The sequence below is a fragment of the Nostoc sp. genome (assembly GCF_036919555.1).
Lineage (GTDB): Bacteria > Cyanobacteriota > Cyanobacteriia > Cyanobacteriales > Nostocaceae > Nostoc.
Genome location: NZ_JBALCS010000103.1, coordinates 1 through 19,002, shown reverse-complemented (window position 1 = coordinate 19,002; position 19,002 = coordinate 1). Strand labels below are relative to the sequence as shown.

Genomic DNA, 19,002 nt, shown 5'->3' with positions numbered 1-19,002 from the left:
AATAAAAATTGATGCTTATGCCTTAACTGTGACTTGTTGTTTACGCTGGCGAACAGAGTTAATGCCGAAAGCACCTAAGCCTAAGATACCAATAAGAGAAGCGGGTTCAGGAACAGAAGCGGGTTTGGGAACAGAAGCAGTCTTCTTGTTTAGGCTGATAGAGTAATCGCCAGAAGAAAAACCAGGAGCAATATCACCATAACCATAACTAGAAGCAGATAGGGCAAAGTTGGCGAAGGATGATATTCCCAATAAGTACTCTCCAGTATCCAAAAACTCATTGAGAGTGGATTGCTCCGTACGCTTAGAATCGTCGTTCACAGCGATTAGCGTACCTGACGAATCAAACAGTTCTAGTATGGTATCGAAGGATGCACCATCGACTGTGGTAGCTTTGAATCGCCCACTATCCCAAAAGAAAGAAAAGAGGTCAGCACCGTTTTTAGAAGAGATAGTTCCTTTGATGACATTAATGCCACCAGGAAGATTTTGGGCGGTTTTTAAAGTCTTACCTGCATCACCCACTTCAGTATAAGTCGCAGCTTGTGCGGTTCCTGCTGCTCCCAGTGCAATAACTGCTGCTCCCACTGTAGTCAATGATAAATTTGTCAAAACATTTACAGTAGCCATTCGGTTATTTACCCTAGAAACGAATCTTTTTGTCTGCTTTCAACGCTTTGATACTAATATGTATCTCTCATTGCTGAAAACATTTTTACCTACTTTATAGAAAATTCACTGAGAAATAAAGCTACTAATTTGGGGAAACGAACGTAATAACACGCACTTTAAAAGGGTTGTAACCTCTGTAGATGAGGTTACAACCTGTGTTTATACTTAAGGGAATGATGAAGCCCTATTCTCAACAATTGCTTCAGAATGAATTTTGAGAGTCATCGCAAAAGTCTTGTGAAGAACGCAGGAGGCAGAGGGCAGTATTCCTCTTGCCTCATACATCTCTTGTTAAAAAGGATTTCAGTCCCTTTTGAACGAATTGGATTATTGGCCATGAACCAAAGTTCATAGCTAGTTAAAAGACCAATGATCGAATTATTCTTGTTCTTCTGCGACTCGTTTGAGGCGGCGCAGTTGGGCTTGCATATCTTGTTTTGTCCAAGATGCTGCAAAGGTGTTGAAACCCCAACTCACTAAGGGGTTAGGGATATCGTACTCAAAGCGGTTGAGTAGGCGGGTTCCTTTTTCTGTTGGCTGACATTCCCAGCGATCGCGCCCTTGAAAAAATCCCTTAAATTCCCAGACTACCAAACCCGGTTCTCGTTGCACAACTACGCTATTCAATGTGGGTTTTAGTAGAGGAATTTGAATGATAAAACGACTTTGACTGCCGACATCGGTGCTCCAAGCTTCGCCCACAGGTTCGCAACGGAGGACGGGGTTGAGCCAACGGTGCATCAGAGCTAAATCGCTAATACAGCGCTCGACCACCGTAGCTGTAGCATTAATTTGAATCGATTGTGACAAAACTTGGGACATTCCACATCTTTGGTGCTGTTGCTGCAATTAGAGTAACGCAAAATTCAGCACTGACAGTAGATTAAAGCAAATATAAGTAACAAACTCAAAAATTATTCTTGATATCAATCCCATATATGTATGTTTTTACTGGTAAATTGGTAGGCAAAACACTGACTCAGTGTTTGCGGCGAATACTTAAGCATAATTCCCGAAAACCATGAACACAACTTGGCAAGGAATAACTCAGGTTATAGGAGTTGCTTTCTCCACAAGGGTGCAGCAATTTTTGGCACAATCGCCCAGCCTGCAACTGACACAACCAGCAGTAAATCAAGGAATCGCTGATGTCCAAGGTATTGTTCAACAGTTGATTCTGTTTACGCCTCGTCTACTAGGGGCAGTGGCAATTTTATTAGTAGGTTGGCTAATTGCAGCGATCGCAGCAGCAGTGACGCAAGCAATTCTCAAGCGCACAAATATAGATAATCGCATTGCCGCAGGGATAACGGGTCGTCAAGATGTTCCCCAAGTAGAGAAATTAATCTCCAGCTTAGTCTTTTGGAGCATTATCCTGTTGACGGCGGTAGCTGTTTTACAGACATTGGATCTAGAGGTAGCCTCTCGACCCCTGAATAATTTTCTCGATCAACTTATTGGCTTTTTGCCAAAGTTGGTTGGTGCGGGAATCCTTTTGGGAACTGCCTGGTTTTTGGCGACGATTGTGAAGATTATTACTGTGCGCTCATTACAGGCATTTAACCTGGATGAGCGTTTGAATCCAGAACCAGAAGACAGTACACCCAGCCTGAATCAGATGTCTCTGAGTGAGACGATTGGCAATGCTCTGTATTGGTTTATATTTTTACTATTTCTCGCCCCAGTATTAGATACTCTCGGACTCAGGCAGGCTCTACAACCAGTACAAGCTTTAATTACTGAGGTTCTGCTAATTCTGCCGAACATTTTAGCGGCGGCGTTAATTGCTGTAGTTGGCTGGTTCATAGCTAATGTGGTACGGCGAATTGTGACGAACTTGCTGGCGACAACTGGTATCGACCATTTAGGTAGTCGGTTGGGATTATCAGCGACTGCGGGGGTGCAACCTCTATCGAGTATTATCGGCACAATTGTCTATGTTTTGATTTTGATTCCTGTGGCGATCGCAACGCTGAATGCCTTGCGAATTGATGCGATATCAATCCCGGCGATCGCCATGCTGCAACAGATTCTCAATGCTTTCCCCGCCATCTTCACAGCCGTGGCAATTTGGATTGTTGCTTATTTCGTCGGGCGGTTTGTGGCGGATTTGGTTACAAGTATCCTCACCAATTTAGGCTTTAATAACATTTTCACCGTACTGGGTCTGACAACACCTAGCAGACGAATCATAATTTCAACACAACCAACAGTTGAACCGACTCCAACCCGCACGCCATCGGAAATTGCAGGTATTGTTGCCTTAGTGGGTATCATGCTGTTTGCAACGGTGGCGGCGGTAAATATTTTGAATATTCCAGCCCTGACAGCATTAGTGTCTGGGATTGTGATCATATTCGGGCGGATTTTGGCGGGATTGGTGATCTTTGCCATTGGCTTATTCCTAGCAAATCTGGCTTTTAACATCATTACCAGTTCCGGCGAACGCCAAGCGCAGATTTTGGGTCAAATAGCGCGGATTGCCATCATTGCCTTAGTCTCTGCAATGGCACTGCAACAGATTGGAGTTGCCAGTGATATTGTGAATTTAGCCTTTGGACTTTTACTAGGTGCGATCGCAGTTGCTATTGCCCTAGCTTTTGGTCTTGGGGGGCGCGATATTGCCCGCGAGCAGGTTCAAGAATGGCTAAACTCTTTCAAAGGTAGAAACTAAAAGGTAAATCTTGGAAAGTCCAGCCGAAAGCATCAATAGTGGAGAAAATCTATGGGCAATTGTACTTAAAAGGTTGAAACTTAGGGCTTAGAAGCTCGGAGTTTGAGTGTAGAACTTGACATTTGGAGTTCAGAAGCTCAAGTTCCGAGTTTTGAGGTTAATGTAATTCTTCTATAGAAATAGGAGATTTGTAAATATTAGGTTCAGATTCATAAACACTTTGAAAAGACTCAATTGCTTTCTTTAGGGCAATTGTTTGTGTCCACAAGTAAAAGTCTTGTTCATAGAGATTTTTCTCATTGATAAAAGATGGACTGGTCATTAATATTCCTCTTGGAAACGCTAAATATTAGGTGGGCATAACACCCACCTAATTAAACTATACCAACAAAGCCTAGTCTTCCTTAGAAATCACTCGCCCTTCGTCCGTTGTGTAGAAGTCTATAAATTATTAGTGAGAGAATAGCTGAAGCAACAGTTAATTTTGGCAACTATTCATAATCCAAAAGTAGCTACTTCCACAGGACGTTCAACAGCTAATTTTTTACGGTTAGTTTTGATTTGTTCAATTTTGTGAAGAGTTTCAGCAGTTAAATAATTTTCACCGCAATGAGTACAGGTGATCGCTGGAATGTTTTCTATTACTAGCAGGTCTTTACCATTACCACAGGTTCTAGTAATTCGGCGGTTTTTGACACCTTCGCTTCCACAAATATCACACAGCATTTGCCGCTTTTCAATAATTATATGTTTTTTCATAAAAGTTATTCAGGAATTTTCAGATCATTATGAACTACAACTGAAGCGAATTCTATACCACGCTCTATTTCCCAATAATGTAAATGATATTCATGATCAATATCTCTTCTCCAAGCTTTAGCTCCATCTTTTTTACGCTTTTTCTGAGGATTATTTGCACCTTTACCTGTTCTCAACCAATGAGTATCGCCCATGTTTTCTTTTAAAATTATTTCAGCACAAGTGCGAAGTAACATTTTGGTTTTTATAGGTTCATCTAGAAAACCTAAATATTTTAAGCTTTTTAAGAAACGACTACCAAATAACCAATAAGTAAGTTCATCGATAGTTTTTGGCGTTTCTAATTGCTTATTTTTTTGTGCAACAAAAATACTAATAGCTTTTTTATAAACTCCTTCACAATAATTAGCATTAATCCAAATATCTGAGGCATCAAAATAATCATGTAAACTATTCGGATTGACAAAGGATTGTAAACGAATACTAACATCACAGGGAATGTTTACATAGCATGAATTAGTAGAAAATTCACAATCTACTATTTCACATTCTATTAAAACCTGCGTATTTTCTGCTTGAATATAGCGGGTAACTATGATTTGATGTTTATTGGCTAAATTTTCTATTTTGCATAACAAAAATATTAAAACTGTTAATTCATAATAAATTTGTACAAACAACTCATTTCTTCCATCAAGGTAAAAAACAGGATCATACTGTATATTATCGATTAATATTGCATTTATATTAAGTCTGTCTTCAATAGAAGGAAGTTTTAAAAAGCTTTCAATTAAAATTAATATATCATGAGTCTGAATTACATTTTGTAAGTTTAAATCTACAATCAATTTTTCTAACTCATTTCTTTCTGGATATCCATTAGTGATAGCTAATATTTCAGGAGTTTTTGCAGATAAATATAATGTGGCTAAATTAGCCTCCTTTATTTTTTCTATTTCCTCACTCCATGAAATTAGGCTAAGAATATAGTTTTCAAATTCATCAATTCCCGAATTTGCTTGAGGATAAACGAGTAAATATGGGTCTACATATATTTTATACATATTTTGTATTTTTATATACAGGTTTATTCTTGTCTACTTGATTCGTTTTTTCTTTTTTCCATAGCAGCTTTTATAATAGCTCTTGCATTTTCTTCATTCTCATCAAAGAAACCTTTTGGCCAGTCTTCAAGTACACCAAATTTATTAAGTTTTACAGACTTATATTTAGACTCACCACTCTGCTTTTCTACAAAATACATAAGTACATTTTTAGATATCTCTTCGCCTTCTGAAGCAGCAGCCTGATAGCGAAGTCTATTTATTAAATATTCACTATGGGTTTCTACAATACATTGCTTTTTCAGCATTGTCATTGATATAAAGAAGTCTGCTAAACGTGTTTGAACACGAGGATGCAAATGTAATTCTGGTTGCTCAAAAATTAAAGTAGAACCTTTCTCTGCTAACAAAGATTGTACTAAAATTGGTAAAACTTGACTAACACCTACTCCAACATGAGTAAGGTCATGCAATAATAAAGAACCTGTAGTAGCAACTTTGAGTTCATGACCTAGCTTACCTTTATCGAATGTCTTGACATCACTAGCTACTCCCATGTAATTCAACCAATCTAATACTGCGATTAGTAAAAAATCAGCCCTTGTGATAGTTTCACTGCTACCAAATTTAAGTTGATTACTAGGTATATACTCTACTTTTGTATTTCGATTAACATCCAAGACAGCAGCTGTATGTTCACCTCTAAAACCTATATCCTTGGAATCAGTTGTACCAGCAAAAGAATAAACTGGTTTTGGCTCATCTCGTAATGGCCCTAAATATTTTACAAAACGAGTAAAAAAACTCTGAATATAATCAACAGCAAGTTCTGAAATGTCAGGAAGGGGAAGATATGAAACTCTATTTTCTACAGGGCGATTAGCTCTAACAGCATCAAAAATATCATCATATTTTTCAGCTAGCTTTTGAGCTAATATTCTTTTTTTAGCAGAAGGTAATTTATAGCAGGTTGATAAGTTTTGAATGGTAAAATTATTTTCTATATTTAAAATATTGTTAATGAAGGTTTTACTGCTAGAACTTTCTATCTTATAAATATGTTTAGACGCTTCTTTAAGCGTATTTATAATGAGAAATTTAACATTTTCATTTAATAAATTATTTATATCATCTATGCTGATACCTCTTATTCTATAAAACAATATCTCTTCATCTTCCTGAATAGTTAGGAAATCAACCAAATATCTTGATTGTTCTTCAACAGAATCGAAAATAACAGAAATTTTTCCTGGTAAGAAGTGGTTAAGCAATGCCCCTACTGGTTCCCCGGTTACATGAAAATTATAATAACGACGGTATCTTGCTTTTGTCAAAGAACTTAGCTTACTAACTTCATATTCTAAAGATGCAGCCTCTACTTTATGAAGGCTTTTCTGTGATAATTCATATTCTTGTAGACGTTGTTTTCTACTTTTTTTACTTCTGCGAATATAAACTTCTTCTTCCTTAGGAGAGCCTACCAATTTAAAATTTACTTTAAGCCTAGACTCTTCCAACCGAGGTTGTAGTTGTATTATTTCTCTCTCTTTTTCCGAACCAGTTGCTGAAAAACTAAAAGAGCAATCTATGGATATTAAAGCTTCAACTCTACGGGAAACATCATAACGCATAGATGTTGTAATAGAACTTTCACGCTCATCTACACTTGGAGTTAGCTCAAACCCTATGAAAATATTTTTTGATTCATCATTGTTTGATACGATATCATTGAATGCTCCAATTCTTAAAATATGCCCATTTAATATGACAGACCTAGATGAAACAGGGTTTTGTAAAGTTTGAGTGATTAACAGAAGGCTTTGAATAATAGTACTTTTTCCAGAACTATTCGCTCCAGTAAATATAGTTAGTGGAGCCATATCAAGTGTGGTTTTAGCACAGACTGATTTAAAGTACTGAAGAGTCAATTTAGTTAGCATAACTATTTATTTTTGAAGGTATTTTTACGATAAAATGGAAAAATTGTTAGAGATGTAGTATAGAAATTTTTATCGACTCTCACAGTATAAAAGATAACTATTTTTCTTGAATAAATCATAACCTTTTAATAATGAATCTTAATAAAAACTTATTTTTATTTCTTTGCTAAATTCATACCATCTGGTATAAGGTGGGCGATGCCCACCTTATTTTAATTACTAACGCAGACTACTAGCTGGCATACCCTATGCAAAACATAACCAGGAGACATTTCTCTTGCACCCATATCTATAGGAACTACTCTTCTTTTACCATCAACTTCACGAGTATATAAACAATGGTCGCCTTTTCCTTCTCTATGAAATGTACAACCTGCTTGTTCTAAAAGCTTAATTAACTCCTTTGGTTTTAGGGAAGGTATATTTTTAGGCATAAACCTTTTTTAATTCATATATCTCTGAATCTTGCTCTTTTTCTTCAAAAGATAAAAATTCATGTAATTCATCTATTGAAACGGCAGATTTATAAATATTACTTTCAGACTCATAAACCACTTCAAAGGATTCAATTGCTTCTTTAAGTTTTTTAATTGCATCCTCTTGAATATTTCCCTGCCCGACAATACCATTTTCTAAACATAAAGCAACCCAATATCCAGAACTTTTTCTGAGTACAACGGTGTAAAAATTCATTCCTTACTCCAACTTAATAACTATTTTTTAAGGTTTCTTCTAATGTAAAAGGAGATTCTTTAGGAAAGAAATTTAATTTAATCCCTGTTTCATCAGATGCTTTGAGACGAGCTTTTTGATAACAATCTTCAAATACTTCTGCAAGTAGAGGTTGCAAACTGGGACTATCTTCTAATAATGTTTCAATATATATACGTTGTTCAGAAATGGTACTGCGCCAACTTTCACTACGTTTGTCTGGTTGATATTGCCATTTCAGCAAGTGGATTAATAGCACAATTAATCTATTTTTTAACTCGCGTTTTTCACTTCTCCCCATGCTTTCAATTTCTTCAATTAGATTAGGTATATCTATTTGATTAAAATTATTTTCTTTTAACTGCTGGGCAACTGTTTGTGTCCACAAGTAAAAGTCTTGTTCATAGAGATATTTTTCATTGATAAAAGATGGACTAGTCATTAATATTCCTCTTGGAAACGCTAAATATTAGGTGGGCATAACACCCACCTAATTAAACTATACCAACAAAGCCTGCTCCTCCTTAGAAATCACGCGCCCTTCATCCTCAAAACCGAGGATTTGATCAAAGTTCAAATACCTATACAAATCATCAGCAAAAGGATGAATTCTCCTCGCCACAATATCCAAATATTCCTGCACTGTCGGAAGCCGTCCCAGCAGCGCACAAACTGCGGCTAATTCTGCTGAACCAAGATACACTCGCGCATCTTTACCCATGCGATTATTGAAGTTGCGGGTAGAGGTAGAAAATACTGTTGTCCCATCAGCAACTCGCGCCTGATTACCCATGCACAAACTGCATCCTGGTATTTCTGTTCTAGCACCCGCAGCCCCAAAAATGCTATATACACCTTCTTCTTTAAGTTGGTGTTCATCCATGCGGGTTGGCGGTGAAATCCACAGGCGAGTTTTAACTTCACCTGCGCCTTCCAAAACTTTCGCTGTTGCCCGATAATGACCGATATTCGTCATACAAGAACCGACGAATACTTCTTGTACTGGATCATTAGCAACTTCCGATAATAATTTAACATTATCGGGGTCATTGGGAGCAGCAATAATTGGTTCTTTGATTTCGTTCAAATCAATTTCAATTATTTCGGCATATTCAGCATCAGCATCGCCTTCTAATAACACGGGATTTGCTAACCATTCTTCCATCTTTGCCACACGGCGCAGCATGGTACGCGGATCATGATAGCCCCGTGCTATCATATTTTTCAGCAGCGCGACGTTGGAACGCAGATATTCAGAAATTGTCTCTACACTCAGCTTAATTGTACATCCTGCACAAGAACGCTCGGCACTAGCATCGGTGAGTTCAAAGGCTTGTTCAACTTTTAAATCTGGCAAACCTTCTATTTCTAAAATTCTACCGGAGAAAACGTTTTTCTTATTTTGCTTCTCTGCTGTCAGCAAACCTTTTTGAATTGCCACGTAGGGAATGGCATTCACGACATCCCGCAGGGTGATACCTAGTTGCAATTCACCTTTAAATCTTACTAATACTGACTCTGGCATATCTAAAGGCATGACACCCAAAGCCGCTGCAAACGCCACTAATCCAGAACCGGCGGGGAAGGAAATACCCAAGGGGAAGCGGGTGTGCGAGTCGCCGCCAGTTCCCACGGTGTCGGGTAGCAGCATCCGGTTTAACCAAGAGTGGATGATACCATCACCGGGACGGAGGGCAACACCGCCACGAGAAGCAAAGAAATCGGGGAGTTCGTGATGGGTTTTGATGTCTACTGGTTTGGGATAAGCAGCAGTATGACAGAAACTCTGAATCACTAAGTCTGCACTGAAACCAAGACAGGCGAGTTCTTTCAATTCGTCGCGGGTCATGGGGCCTGTAGTATCCTGGGAACCAACGGTAGTAATGATGGGTTCGCAGGATGTGCCGGGACGCACACCAGGTAATCCACAAGCTTTACCGACCATTTTCTGTGCTAGGGTGTAGCCTTTACCTGTATCAAATGCTTGCTGGGGACGGGTAAAGACGGTGCTGGGTTCTAAACCGAGTGCATGACGGGTTTTGTCGGTGAGGGTACGTCCAATAAGTAGGGGGATGCGTCCACCGGCGCGAACTTCATTGAGGATGGTATCAGGTTTGAGGGCAAAGGTGGAAATGACTTCGCCTGCTTCATTAGTGATTTCGCCTTTGTAGGGATGGATGGTAATTACCATGCCAGTTTCCAGTTTGGTGACATCACACTGAATAGGCAAAGCACCGGCATCTTCGGCTGTGTTAAAGAAGATAGGCGCGATCGCACTACCTAAAACATAACCCCCAGCGCGTTTGTTTGGCACAAAAGGTATATTATTTCCCATATGCCACAATACTGAGTTGATGGCAGATTTACGCGAGGAACCTGTACCAACTACATCTCCCACGTAAGCTACAGGATGCCCTTTCTTTTTCAATTCGGCAATGGTTTTCAAACTTCCCGGTTGCCGTGACTCTAACATCACTAAGGCGTGTAAGGGAATATCTGGGCGAGTGGTGGCACTTTGGGCGGGGGATAAGTCGTCGGTATTGGTTTCGCCAGGGACTTTAAAAACGGTGACAGTGATAGCTTCTGGTACTGTGGGACGCATGGTAAACCATTCAGCTTCCGCCCAAGAGTCAATTACCCGCTTGGCGAAAGGATTGGTTTTCGATAATTCTAAAACATCGTGGAAGGCGTCGTACACCAAGAGGGTTTTGCTTAAGGCGTTGGCGGCGTAGGCGGCGATGGGTTCCTTTCCTTGTCCACCCATTACCAGAGGTGTTTCAGATGAGTCTGAGAGGGATACGGTGGGCGATTGCAGCAAATCGATTAAAGATTGCACATTGTAACCACCTATCATCGTCCCCAGCAATTCCACCGCTTCTATGCGTCCAATCAAGGGACTGATGATTTCCTTTTTGGCAATGGCGGTCAGAAATCCAGCTTTGACATAAGCTGCTGGATCAACACCAGGAGAAACGCGATCGCTCAATAGATGCAATAATATATCCTCTTGACCCTTTGGCGGATTTTTCAGTAATTCGCATAATTCTGAGGTTTGCTTCGCATCCAATGGTAAAGGGGGAATACCGAGTCCGGCGCGTTCCGCAACATGCTTACGGTATTGTTCTAGCATTTGTGTGTTCTCCATTGGGATATTCTCCATTTAATTATGAAATATTTTTAGGCAATTTTTGGCTATAAAAGTTTACCTGATTTTTATAGCTGAAAGCCTTATGAGTAATCGGTTGTTTGCAAATCTTTTTTATACTGAAAGTTTAGTTTTCGTCAAGCAAATATCTTTAAACTTTCATAGAATACGAGCAACCCTGTTTAGTGTAGCTGTAGAATCCGACTTGGTTATAAATTAATTAATCTATTAATGATTTATAGCGGTTCTGAATCGAGTCAGGTAAAAATTGTACTTCACTTCCATTCCTCTCTCCTAAAAGAAGAGAGGCTTTGAATTTTTCCCACTTCCCAAACAGGGAAGTGGGTTAGGGGGTTAGGTCTATTTGCATACCTGTATCTCACCGGATTGAAAATGGCTATATCCTTATTGTTGGTTTAACCAAGTTTCTAAATCAGCAACACTACAAAAGTCTAGCAATGCTTCTCCTAAATTTTCTAATTGCTCAATCGATAAGCCTTGAATTCGCTCGATTAATGACGTATCAATCTCACCAATATGGCGATTGAGTTGACGTATAGCTAAACGTTGTTCTCCTTGTTTATTTCCTTGCTGTACAGCTTGTTCTATGTCTCTTTGATAAAGTGGTTCTAGTCGCATAATTAACTCCTGATCAATCGAAATGAATTAGATTGATTGTTGGTTTAACCAAGCTTCTAAATCAGCAACACTAGAAAAATCTAGCAATGCCTCTCCTAAATTCTCTAATTGTTCAATGGATAAGCCTTTAATTCGCTCGATTAATGAGGCATCAATTTCACCAACACGGCGATTTATTAGACGCAGGATTAAGTCTTGTTCTCCTTTTTGTTTTCCTTCTTGCCTTCCCTCTTCTTTGGCTTGTTCTCTATCTCTTTGATAAAGTGGTTCTAGTCGCATAATTAACTCCCGATCATCTGCTTCTAATTGTTGGTTTCCTCTCAAGTTTTCGCGCAAGTTGTAAACTAATTCTAGGGTTGTTTTCTAGTATTGATGATCTAATGGTAACGCTTGCAACTCGATAATCGCTTGTGACTGCACACTTCCCCTACCCAAAAGCCTCAACCACAAAGTCTCTGGTGTTTGGGGTAGTTGGTGTATCGCCATAATTGATGTCCGCAAAGCTTCTGGTAGAAAATGTACTCCCGACAACCAACCTTCTTTTTGCATAGTTCCAAAGCTAGATAATCTAGTTTCAGATATGGTAGGTGTCAGAACCCACAATTTGGGAATTTCTGAGTCTTGAAGTCTGGTTTTATTGGCTTTAGCTTCTCGTCCCAATAAAGCCTTGACTTCTAATAATTTTAGAATACAGTCGCATATCTCATCGGTAGAAGTTGGATTGCGGTATGGTTCTATGATGGCAGGATGTTCAGCAAATTTTCCTAATCAACCGAGTATTTGTAAATTAGAGTTTTGCTGTTTGGCAGCAGTGAATAAAACATCTATTTCTTTAATCTCTCCTGCAACTTTTTCTGATGCTTTGACTTCTCCGTAATCTTTTAATAATTCTTCTAGATAGTCTTTAGCAAATTTATCATGTATAAACCGGGTCATTCAATTTTAAGCTTGCGGAAGTTCTGGGTTAATGCAAAGTTTTATTATATAGCAGTCCTGAATCATTCGTGAGACAATAGATCCCCGACTTCTTAAAGAAGTCGGGGATCTAGACACCTTGAATGTCACATCTGGCTGATTACTTTTAATTTTTTATACCTCGCCCAAAATGCACTTAACTTTACTCGCTTAAACTTCCGCACAATGGTACTAAGCGATTATTGCATTTTGATCTGATGTTTTATCTGTATTAGATTTTAAGCGTGTCAATCTGCTTTTACGGATACGATCGCTGTCTCGAACACCACCTGCAAGTTCATATTCATTGCTGTTTTTGCCGTATTTGCAACCAACCCACGTCAGCATTTTGTCTGAAACCTGATTTAAGGTTTTTTCCATCTCATCTAACTTTGTTTTAGAAGAGTCAATCATAGCTATATCAGCGTTATAATGGTCAAGCGTATTATGAAATTGTTCTATTAATTGAGTCAGGTTTTGCAAGTTATAAGTATCATCAAAATTGATATTTTGATCGATAGCTTTCAGTCCGGCAACTCTAAACTCAGCTTTTTCTACAATCCGGGAACTACGTTTTTTTCGAGACATAAATTTATACACCTTTTAAAGCTTTACAAACCTATTTTGTCTCAATTAATCTATATACTGGTTCAGCAAAAGGCGCAGTCTTTTAAATAATTTTTTTTACTTATGTCCGTAATTTCTCGGTATTTAATCACCAAGGGTTGATTTTCAGGAAAATAATATTATGTTTAAGTTGCACGAAAACTACAATATTGTTGCATAAGCGTAGGCATAGCCCGTCGTAGACATCGCACCTTTACTTCTAGTCAACTGCGATCGCTTTAATCTTAAGGCTTAATGTTGTAACCTTAAGGCTTTATGTTCTGGCTTTAAGGCTTAATGTTGTAACCTTAAGGCTTTATGTTGTAATCTTAAGTCTTAAGCTTCTAGCTTTAAGGGTTAATGTTATGACCTTAAGGCTTAATGTTGTAACCTTAAGAGTCAACATTGTAACATTGATGACCAAAGTTTGTTGGTGAGTGCAATCATCGCTACATAGTGTATATTGTTGATTTACAGCGATCGCAGAGTTTGAAAAAATTTCAATAAAAATGAAAAGCTTATTCTATAAGCCTTTTGACTTTTGACTTTTGCGTAGCGGTACTAGTCTGTGATACCTTAACAGAGATACTGTTCTTGTGGCTACTTTACTTTTAGAGGGTGTTTGAAAAGTTATCATTGATGTATCAAATATTTTTTACCCCACCCTAACCCTCCCCTTGGAAAGGGGAGGGAACTAGATTTTCCGGTTTCCCCCCTTTCCAAGGGGGGATTAAGGGGGGTAAAAATGCAATTAAAATCACAGACCAACGTCGTGCGTTAAATACTCTGCGATATATCCACGCTAATCCGAAAGCCGCAGGAATACAGTAGGGTTATTTCTACGACTTTAGCAATTACGGTACTCATGACCGTTTGAGTAATGATGGTATCACTCAATGGCATCCGGCGTTTTTGCTATTGGGGAGGACGTTGGAAGAATGTGCTGCTAGATATCGTCAGTTTTGTAAAAAATATCGCCCAATAACCCCGCAGTGCCAGGTATCGGAATTATGAAATGTTGATTCTACCGTGCATTAGAAGGTTGTAAAAAATCTTTATAAATGTCTTAAAGCCTTAAATGTTAGACTTTACAAGTCTTAATGCGAGAGAAGAGAAATCTACCGAGCAGACTCTTACATAGAGCAGGGAGATGTCCTCTAGGGGATGAGGTATCAAAAGTAACGTAACTATAATTTATCCAATACCTACTATTCACTCTCCATCCTACGCGATCGCCAAACTTCTCCCAGGCTTTTTCGTAATACTTGCCGTCAGCTTTACCGCCAACGCTCAAGTAAATATCCTTCTGGACGCTAAAGCCAAAGTGTCGATTGCTGTATTTTACCCATAAGCCGTCAATTGTGCGTAAGTCAGTGCAAGGAAAATTTAAGAGTTCGTCTGAGGTGAAGTGGTCGCCATCTTTTTTACCTACAGCCTGAATCATAACCAGATAGGTTTCTTTGTCGGCTTCTTTCCAGTTTTTTGCTGCTAGTAAGTCGCGCAGTCTGGTGTAGTCTATAGCTTTTTCTGAGTCCAGGTTATCTGTTTTAGGCGCTGTAGCCTGAATTATGGGCGTTGTCCCTGGCTTTTCCCCAGTAATGCCCCACATCAACTGTCCCATCGGTTCAGGATTCTGTAAACGGAAATCTACCCACATTAAACCCTGGAGAAATACAGGTAGTACTGGCTCTTGTGGTGCATCTGGCAAAAGTACGGGAATAACTGGACATTTTCTCTGGACAAATGCTCGTATAAAAGCTTTTATCTCTTGATCTTGCCAAGGGCCAAATCCCGATTCTCCTACAAAAACAGCTGCTGCTCGAATCTCGTTTATTTTATCTGTTCGTCTAAAGAATCTTGCCAGGAAAAACCAGGTCGTAAATGCCAACTATCCAACCAGGGTGAAATCCCGCGTTGCTTTAGCTGTTCGGCAACTTGGATAACCGCAGACTTATCCTTGCTATTGTGACAAAGAAAAACATCAAACTTTTCCATCGCTTACTCCTCCACACCAGCAATTTTTGCCAACGCCTTGGCGTAATCTTCCAACCCACCTCGCAAAACTTCCAACTCACTTCGCAACTTGGGTTCCTCCGACCAACTCTGCTCATGTTCTTTAGGACTCACCCCCACAGGTCGTCTAGCTTCCCACGCTTGCAATAATGGATGCCATTTAGCCAAAAACGGTCTTAACCCATTATTCAACACTGCGATCGCAATTCCCCCCACTGAATCACGAGAAGCACCCACATCCGGCCCGGCGGCTTTGAGAACTTGGCGGGTTGTGCCAAATAAACTATAAAGAGAGTTCAAAGCTTCTCGTACCAAACCCTGGTCAACTTCCAATGGTTGCACAGCAATCCGCGTCACTAATTCGACATAAAGCGACCAAGCGGCTTTCCGCTCTGTGGGGTCAGTATTCCAAGACATCGAACCAATGCCAAAAGGCAGACTTACAGATACAGTTTTTAAGACGACGCGATCGCGCATATTAAGTAAATTTAACTAATTTATTTGTGTTTATTATAGTAATTAATGTTACTCGTCTACAAAATATTCAGAATTAGTTACTATAATCTCAGGATTTAATCTCGATTTTTATGGTAACATTTGGATATTTTTAACTTATTTCAGATAAGATAAAAAATTTGTCCTCTGTGTCACGCTTCCTTTGTATATGCCCAAAAGTTATACCGTAGAAATTCATCACCAAGGCGAAATTCATACCTTGCAAGTTCCTGAAGATGAAACTATCTTATCAGTTGCCGATGCTGCTGGTTTGGATTTACCGAGTTCTTGTCATGCAGGTGTTTGCACAACTTGTGCCGGTCAAATAAGCGAGGGAACTGTGGATCAAACTGATGGTATGGGCGTTAGTCCAGATTTGCAAAAGCAAGGTTACGTATTGCTTTGTATTGCCAAACCCCTTTCTGATTTGAAAGTTCAGACGGAAAAAGAAGATGTAGTTTATCAGTTACAATTTGGCAAAGACCAATAATCAGTAAACAGTTATCAGTATAGTAATTGATTATTGATAACTGTTCACTTACATTCCCAAAACTGATAAATAACATAAGTATTTCGTCGCAACTGATATCAGCTATTCTAGAAACTACAAATCAACAGGATTTATCAAGATGACAACTCATTTTATTACCGCAGAAATTGATTTACAAGAAACTCCCGCAGAATTACTAAAAGCAATTGAAACAGAGTTGAACAAACAGGGGAAACCCCTTCGTTGGGCAATTACCTCTGTAGACGTTGACGAACAAAAAGCTACAATTGAAGCCGTGGTGACTACACCTAAGAGTTAGGAGACGCGATTAATCGCGTCTGTTTGGAGTTAGGAGTTGAGAGTGGGCAAAGGCTATTTCATTTTCATCTAGCCCGCCTTAGAATGAATTCTGAGTCTAATAGCGAAAGTCGTCTAAAGACGACTGAGAAAAAGTTATAGTCCGTTTTAACGGACTTTAGCTAAAAGCCTGTGAACTTTAGTTCTGGGCGGTTTATGTCTATAACGAAATAGCCCTGGATTTTTACTCATAACTCATAACTGGGCACTCATAACTTAAGATGAATCGTCCATACACCGCTATCTTAATTGTACCAACTGGCGTTGGGGCTGCCATTGGGGGTTATGCAGGAGATGCTTTGCCTGTTGCCAAAGTTATAGCACAGGTTTGCGATCGCCTAATTACTCACCCCAATGTCCTTAATGGCGCAAGTTTGTATTGGAATCTCCCAAACGCTTTCTATGTTGAAGGTTACGGGCTTGACAAATTCGCCTCTGGATGCTGGGGTTTGCGTCCAGTCCGCACGAACAAAGTAGGTTTGCTTTTAGACCAAGGTATTGAACCAGAGTTGCAGCTACGACATATACAAGCAGCAGATGCAGTTAGAGCAACTCTGGGATTGACTCTAACAGATTATGTAATTACTGATGCACCATTAAATGTAGAATTACGGACTACACCATCGGGAGCTAGTTGGGGAACAATTGGCAACCCAGATAGCTTATTACGGGCAGCTGAGATATTAATTAAAAAAGCGGGGGCAGAAGCGATCGCAGTTGTTGCCCGTTTCCCCGATGATATGGATGAGGAAGCAGTACAGAAATATCGCCACGGTGAAGGCGTCGATCCTTTAGCGGGTGCAGAAGCCGTAATTAGCCATTTGCTAGTGCGAACCTTTCAAATTCCTTGCGCCCATTCTCCCGCCCTTTTGAGCGAACCTCCAGAACCTAATTTATCCCCCCGTTCCGCCGCCGAAGAATTGGGCTATACCTTTTTGCCGTGCGTCCTTGTAGGATTAAGTCATGCCCCACAATTTATAATAGAGAAAAGACTGATCCCATCAGAGCAAGAAGATATTTGGGCAGATCAAGTGGATGCTGCGATCGCACCTGCAACAGCTTGTGGTAGCAGCGCCTTACTAAGTTTAAGCCAAAGACGATGCCAAATAATTACAGTAGAAGAAAATAAAACTCTTATAAAAGTTCCTCCCCAACCCTTGGGGATCAAAGCTATACAGGTAAACTCATATTTAGAAGCAGTGGGTGTATTAGCAGCACACAAAGCAGGCATCAATCCCTCCGCCCTCCGTCCCAAATTATTACCTTTGCAGCGAGTAATTAGGAGTTAGGAGTTATAAGTTAGGAGTTATAAGTTATTTCTCCCCCTGCCTCCCCACTCCCCACTCCCCCCACTCCCCACTCCCCTGAAAAACCCGTGGTTGAACAACACAAGCAAGAGCCAGAAATTCCATACTTAACACGCATTCAAGTACTTGGGGCGATGGGAGCGACTGCAATCATTTTGTTGATAGTCGCGAAACTTTCGTTGCACTTTGGCAACTTTGTCCTATTTTCTTGGGACTTGAACCAAAGAGAGTTGCTGTTGGGTGTAGGGTTGGGGTTCGTCATCACCGCGTTAAGTGGCTTAACTTATCGCCTTTGGACTGCCTATCGTAAAAGTGCAGATTATTACCTAGAAGTGGTACTGAAACCTTTAGCTTTACCAGACTTAATTTGGCTGGGGTTGCTACCAGGGTTGAGTGAAGAATTATTATTTAGGGGTGTGATGCTGCCAGCTTTAGGCGCTGATCTTACAGCTTTAATTCTATCCAGTCTTTGCTTTGGCATCTTGCATTTTAGCGGTTCCCAACAATGGCCTTATGTGATTTGGGCAACAATTGTCGGGATGATATTGGCATATAGCGCCCTGCTCACGGGCAACTTATTAGTGCCGATTGTCGCTCACATTATTACCAATTGGATTTCTAGCTATTTCTGGAAAATGTCGCAATTGTCGGCAATTAAAAAATAAATTTTGAGCTTAAGTAAGTGGGTCAAATTAAATATAAAACCTCACCCTGCCTCCGGCTTCCCTCTCCGATACTTTGGAGAGGGATTGAGGGTGAGGTTTTATCTTATATTTAATTGTGCCTTCCTACTTAGTAGGAATTAGTGCGATATTTAATTAAATTTGATAGTTAACAGTTGCAGCAACTGCATATATCCAGTTGTTCACAAGTGCGAGGTTAACTGACGATTTTCCGGCTAATGGCCTCTCCAATCTCTATCAGTGTCTCTTCCTCTTCCAAAGTAAATTCATACACTGGCTTCTTGCAGTTGCTGAAAGAGTCACGAGTCTTACAAGGAACTGCGCCAGCACTGCCAGTAGCTGCTGATGGCACATTTAGTACCATATCTAAAAAACCCGCCCCAGGAAATATTATTGAGTTAGGACTTACGCAACTGGCACAGGGCGATCGCTATTTTATAGTATTTATGTACTATATTAAAAGTGGCATATCTAGAATGAGTTGCAGAAATTA

The 19,002-nt window shown here is 39.7% G+C and carries 21 protein-coding genes and 1 pseudogene; 6 read left to right on the top strand and 16 right to left on the bottom strand.

What is annotated here, in order from left to right:
* Positions 1–15: 15 nt before the first annotated feature.
* A complete protein-coding gene (locus V7K36_RS28810) occupies positions 16–630 on the bottom strand; it encodes a DVUA0089 family protein (protein WP_335121076.1) in 615 nt (204 codons plus the stop codon).
* 420 nt (positions 631–1,050) lie between these two features.
* Positions 1,051–1,494, bottom strand: a complete 444-nt coding sequence (locus tag V7K36_RS28805; protein ID WP_335121075.1) for an SRPBCC family protein — start codon at positions 1,492–1,494, stop codon at positions 1,051–1,053.
* 199 nt (positions 1,495–1,693) lie between these two features.
* Here V7K36_RS28805 and V7K36_RS28800 point away from each other — a divergent pair, with 199 nt between their 5' ends.
* Positions 1,694–3,346 carry a mechanosensitive ion channel gene (locus V7K36_RS28800; RefSeq protein WP_335121073.1) on the top strand — a complete coding sequence of 551 codons (1,653 nt, stop codon included), beginning with the start codon at positions 1,694–1,696 and terminating at the stop codon, positions 3,344–3,346.
* A 157-nt stretch (positions 3,347–3,503) separates the two neighbouring features.
* On the opposite strand, the gene V7K36_RS28795 is transcribed toward V7K36_RS28800, so the two are convergent.
* The 14 genes and pseudogenes from V7K36_RS28795 to V7K36_RS28730 all read right to left on the bottom strand — a co-directional run bounded on the left by V7K36_RS28795 (position 3,504) and on the right by V7K36_RS28730 (position 15,654).
* The gene (locus V7K36_RS28795) at positions 3,504–3,668 is read right to left on the bottom strand and encodes a hypothetical protein (protein ID WP_335093839.1); all 165 of its coding nucleotides are present in this window, start codon (positions 3,666–3,668) and stop codon (positions 3,504–3,506) included.
* 173 nt (positions 3,669–3,841) lie between these two features.
* The gene (locus tag V7K36_RS28790) at positions 3,842–4,105 is read right to left on the bottom strand and encodes a type II toxin-antitoxin system MqsA family antitoxin (protein WP_335121072.1); all 264 of its coding nucleotides are present in this window, start codon (positions 4,103–4,105) and stop codon (positions 3,842–3,844) included.
* A 5-nt stretch (positions 4,106–4,110) separates the two neighbouring features.
* Entirely contained in the window at positions 4,111–5,169 is a 1,059-nt protein-coding gene (locus V7K36_RS28785; RefSeq protein ID WP_335121070.1) for a hypothetical protein, read from the bottom strand.
* Positions 5,170–5,192: 23 nt separating this feature from the next.
* Positions 5,193–7,049 (bottom strand): DUF3696 domain-containing protein, encoded by a 1,857-nt coding sequence (locus V7K36_RS28780; RefSeq protein WP_335121069.1) that lies wholly within the window; start codon positions 7,047–7,049, stop codon positions 5,193–5,195.
* Positions 7,050–7,321: 272 nt separating this feature from the next.
* Complete coding sequence (locus V7K36_RS28775; RefSeq protein ID WP_335121068.1) at positions 7,322–7,543, bottom strand: type II toxin-antitoxin system HicA family toxin; 222 nt, start codon at positions 7,541–7,543, stop codon at positions 7,322–7,324.
* Positions 7,536–7,802, bottom strand: coding sequence for a type II toxin-antitoxin system HicB family antitoxin (locus V7K36_RS28770; RefSeq protein WP_335121067.1), 267 nt, complete (start codon positions 7,800–7,802; stop codon positions 7,536–7,538). The genes V7K36_RS28775 and V7K36_RS28770 overlap by 8 nt, the downstream gene beginning before the upstream one ends.
* 13 nt (positions 7,803–7,815) lie before the next feature.
* A complete protein-coding gene (locus tag V7K36_RS28765) occupies positions 7,816–8,262 on the bottom strand; it encodes a DUF29 domain-containing protein (RefSeq protein WP_335121066.1) in 447 nt (148 codons plus the stop codon).
* A 57-nt stretch (positions 8,263–8,319) separates the two neighbouring features.
* Positions 8,320–10,950, bottom strand: coding sequence for a bifunctional aconitate hydratase 2/2-methylisocitrate dehydratase (gene acnB, locus V7K36_RS28760; RefSeq protein ID WP_335121095.1), 2,631 nt, complete (start codon positions 10,948–10,950; stop codon positions 8,320–8,322).
* A gap of 420 nt (positions 10,951–11,370) precedes the next feature.
* On the bottom strand, positions 11,371–11,604 hold the full coding sequence (locus tag V7K36_RS28755) for a DUF4351 domain-containing protein (RefSeq protein ID WP_335121065.1): 234 nt from the start codon (positions 11,602–11,604) through the stop codon (positions 11,371–11,373).
* 27 nt (positions 11,605–11,631) lie between these two features.
* Positions 11,632–12,540, bottom strand: a pseudogene (locus tag V7K36_RS28750) (DUF4351 domain-containing protein).
* Positions 12,541–12,750: 210 nt separating this feature from the next.
* The gene (locus V7K36_RS28745; RefSeq protein ID WP_335121064.1) at positions 12,751–13,146 is read right to left on the bottom strand and encodes a hypothetical protein; all 396 of its coding nucleotides are present in this window, start codon (positions 13,144–13,146) and stop codon (positions 12,751–12,753) included.
* A 1,099-nt stretch (positions 13,147–14,245) separates the two neighbouring features.
* Entirely contained in the window at positions 14,246–15,052 is an 807-nt protein-coding gene (locus tag V7K36_RS28740) for a GUN4 domain-containing protein (protein WP_335121063.1), read from the bottom strand.
* Positions 14,995–15,159, bottom strand: a complete 165-nt coding sequence (locus V7K36_RS28735) for a toll/interleukin-1 receptor domain-containing protein (protein ID WP_335121061.1) — start codon at positions 15,157–15,159, stop codon at positions 14,995–14,997. Before V7K36_RS28735 ends, V7K36_RS28740 begins: the two co-directional genes overlap by 58 nt.
* Positions 15,160–15,162: 3 nt before the next feature.
* Positions 15,163–15,654 carry a hypothetical protein gene (locus V7K36_RS28730; RefSeq protein WP_335121060.1) on the bottom strand — a complete coding sequence of 164 codons (492 nt, stop codon included), beginning with the start codon at positions 15,652–15,654 and terminating at the stop codon, positions 15,163–15,165.
* Positions 15,655–15,841: 187 nt separating this feature from the next.
* Here V7K36_RS28730 and V7K36_RS28725 point away from each other — a divergent pair, with 187 nt between their 5' ends.
* From V7K36_RS28725 to V7K36_RS28705, 5 genes are all read left to right on the top strand, one after another.
* The gene (locus tag V7K36_RS28725; RefSeq protein WP_334974351.1) at positions 15,842–16,162 is read left to right on the top strand and encodes a 2Fe-2S iron-sulfur cluster-binding protein; all 321 of its coding nucleotides are present in this window, start codon (positions 15,842–15,844) and stop codon (positions 16,160–16,162) included.
* Between the two features lie 139 nt (positions 16,163–16,301).
* A complete protein-coding gene (locus V7K36_RS28720; RefSeq protein ID WP_335121058.1) occupies positions 16,302–16,481 on the top strand; it encodes a hypothetical protein in 180 nt (59 codons plus the stop codon).
* 259 nt (positions 16,482–16,740) lie between these two features.
* Complete coding sequence (locus tag V7K36_RS28715; RefSeq protein ID WP_335121056.1) at positions 16,741–17,808, top strand: DUF3326 domain-containing protein; 1,068 nt, start codon at positions 16,741–16,743, stop codon at positions 17,806–17,808.
* 86 nt (positions 17,809–17,894) lie between these two features.
* Positions 17,895–18,491, top strand: coding sequence for a CPBP family intramembrane glutamic endopeptidase (locus V7K36_RS28710; protein WP_334940929.1), 597 nt, complete (start codon positions 17,895–17,897; stop codon positions 18,489–18,491).
* Between the two features lie 236 nt (positions 18,492–18,727).
* The coding region (locus tag V7K36_RS28705) for a hypothetical protein (RefSeq protein WP_335121055.1) at positions 18,728–19,002 on the top strand (275 nt) is incomplete at its 3' end.

What these genes read in the sequence shown, in the direction of transcription:
- V7K36_RS28810 (WP_335121076.1), bottom strand. Translation starts at nt 630, where the DNA reads ATGGCTACTGTAAATGTTTTGACAAATTTATCATTGACTACAGTGGGA.
- V7K36_RS28805 (WP_335121075.1), bottom strand. Translation starts at nt 1,494, where the DNA reads ATGTCCCAAGTTTTGTCACAATCGATTCAAATTAATGCTACAGCTACG.
- V7K36_RS28800 (WP_335121073.1), top strand. Translation starts at nt 1,694, where the DNA reads ATGAACACAACTTGGCAAGGAATAACTCAGGTTATAGGAGTTGCTTTC.
- V7K36_RS28795 (WP_335093839.1), bottom strand. Translation starts at nt 3,668, where the DNA reads ATGACCAGTCCATCTTTTATCAATGAGAAAAATCTCTATGAACAAGAC.
- V7K36_RS28790 (WP_335121072.1), bottom strand. Translation starts at nt 4,105, where the DNA reads ATGAAAAAACATATAATTATTGAAAAGCGGCAAATGCTGTGTGATATT.
- V7K36_RS28785 (WP_335121070.1), bottom strand. Translation starts at nt 5,169, where the DNA reads ATGTATAAAATATATGTAGACCCATATTTACTCGTTTATCCTCAAGCA.
- V7K36_RS28780 (WP_335121069.1), bottom strand. Translation starts at nt 7,049, where the DNA reads ATGGCTCCACTAACTATATTTACTGGAGCGAATAGTTCTGGAAAAAGT.
- V7K36_RS28775 (WP_335121068.1), bottom strand. Translation starts at nt 7,543, where the DNA reads ATGCCTAAAAATATACCTTCCCTAAAACCAAAGGAGTTAATTAAGCTT.
- V7K36_RS28770 (WP_335121067.1), bottom strand. Translation starts at nt 7,802, where the DNA reads ATGAATTTTTACACCGTTGTACTCAGAAAAAGTTCTGGATATTGGGTT.
- V7K36_RS28765 (WP_335121066.1), bottom strand. Translation starts at nt 8,262, where the DNA reads ATGACTAGTCCATCTTTTATCAATGAAAAATATCTCTATGAACAAGAC.
- acnB (WP_335121095.1), bottom strand. Translation starts at nt 10,950, where the DNA reads ATGCTAGAACAATACCGTAAGCATGTTGCGGAACGCGCCGGACTCGGT.
- V7K36_RS28755 (WP_335121065.1), bottom strand. Translation starts at nt 11,604, where the DNA reads ATGCGACTAGAACCACTTTATCAAAGAGACATAGAACAAGCTGTACAG.
- V7K36_RS28745 (WP_335121064.1), bottom strand. Translation starts at nt 13,146, where the DNA reads ATGTCTCGAAAAAAACGTAGTTCCCGGATTGTAGAAAAAGCTGAGTTT.
- V7K36_RS28735 (WP_335121061.1), bottom strand. Translation starts at nt 15,159, where the DNA reads ATGGAAAAGTTTGATGTTTTTCTTTGTCACAATAGCAAGGATAAGTCT.
- V7K36_RS28730 (WP_335121060.1), bottom strand. Translation starts at nt 15,654, where the DNA reads ATGCGCGATCGCGTCGTCTTAAAAACTGTATCTGTAAGTCTGCCTTTT.
- V7K36_RS28725 (WP_334974351.1), top strand. Translation starts at nt 15,842, where the DNA reads ATGCCCAAAAGTTATACCGTAGAAATTCATCACCAAGGCGAAATTCAT.
- V7K36_RS28720 (WP_335121058.1), top strand. Translation starts at nt 16,302, where the DNA reads ATGACAACTCATTTTATTACCGCAGAAATTGATTTACAAGAAACTCCC.
- V7K36_RS28715 (WP_335121056.1), top strand. Translation starts at nt 16,741, where the DNA reads ATGAATCGTCCATACACCGCTATCTTAATTGTACCAACTGGCGTTGGG.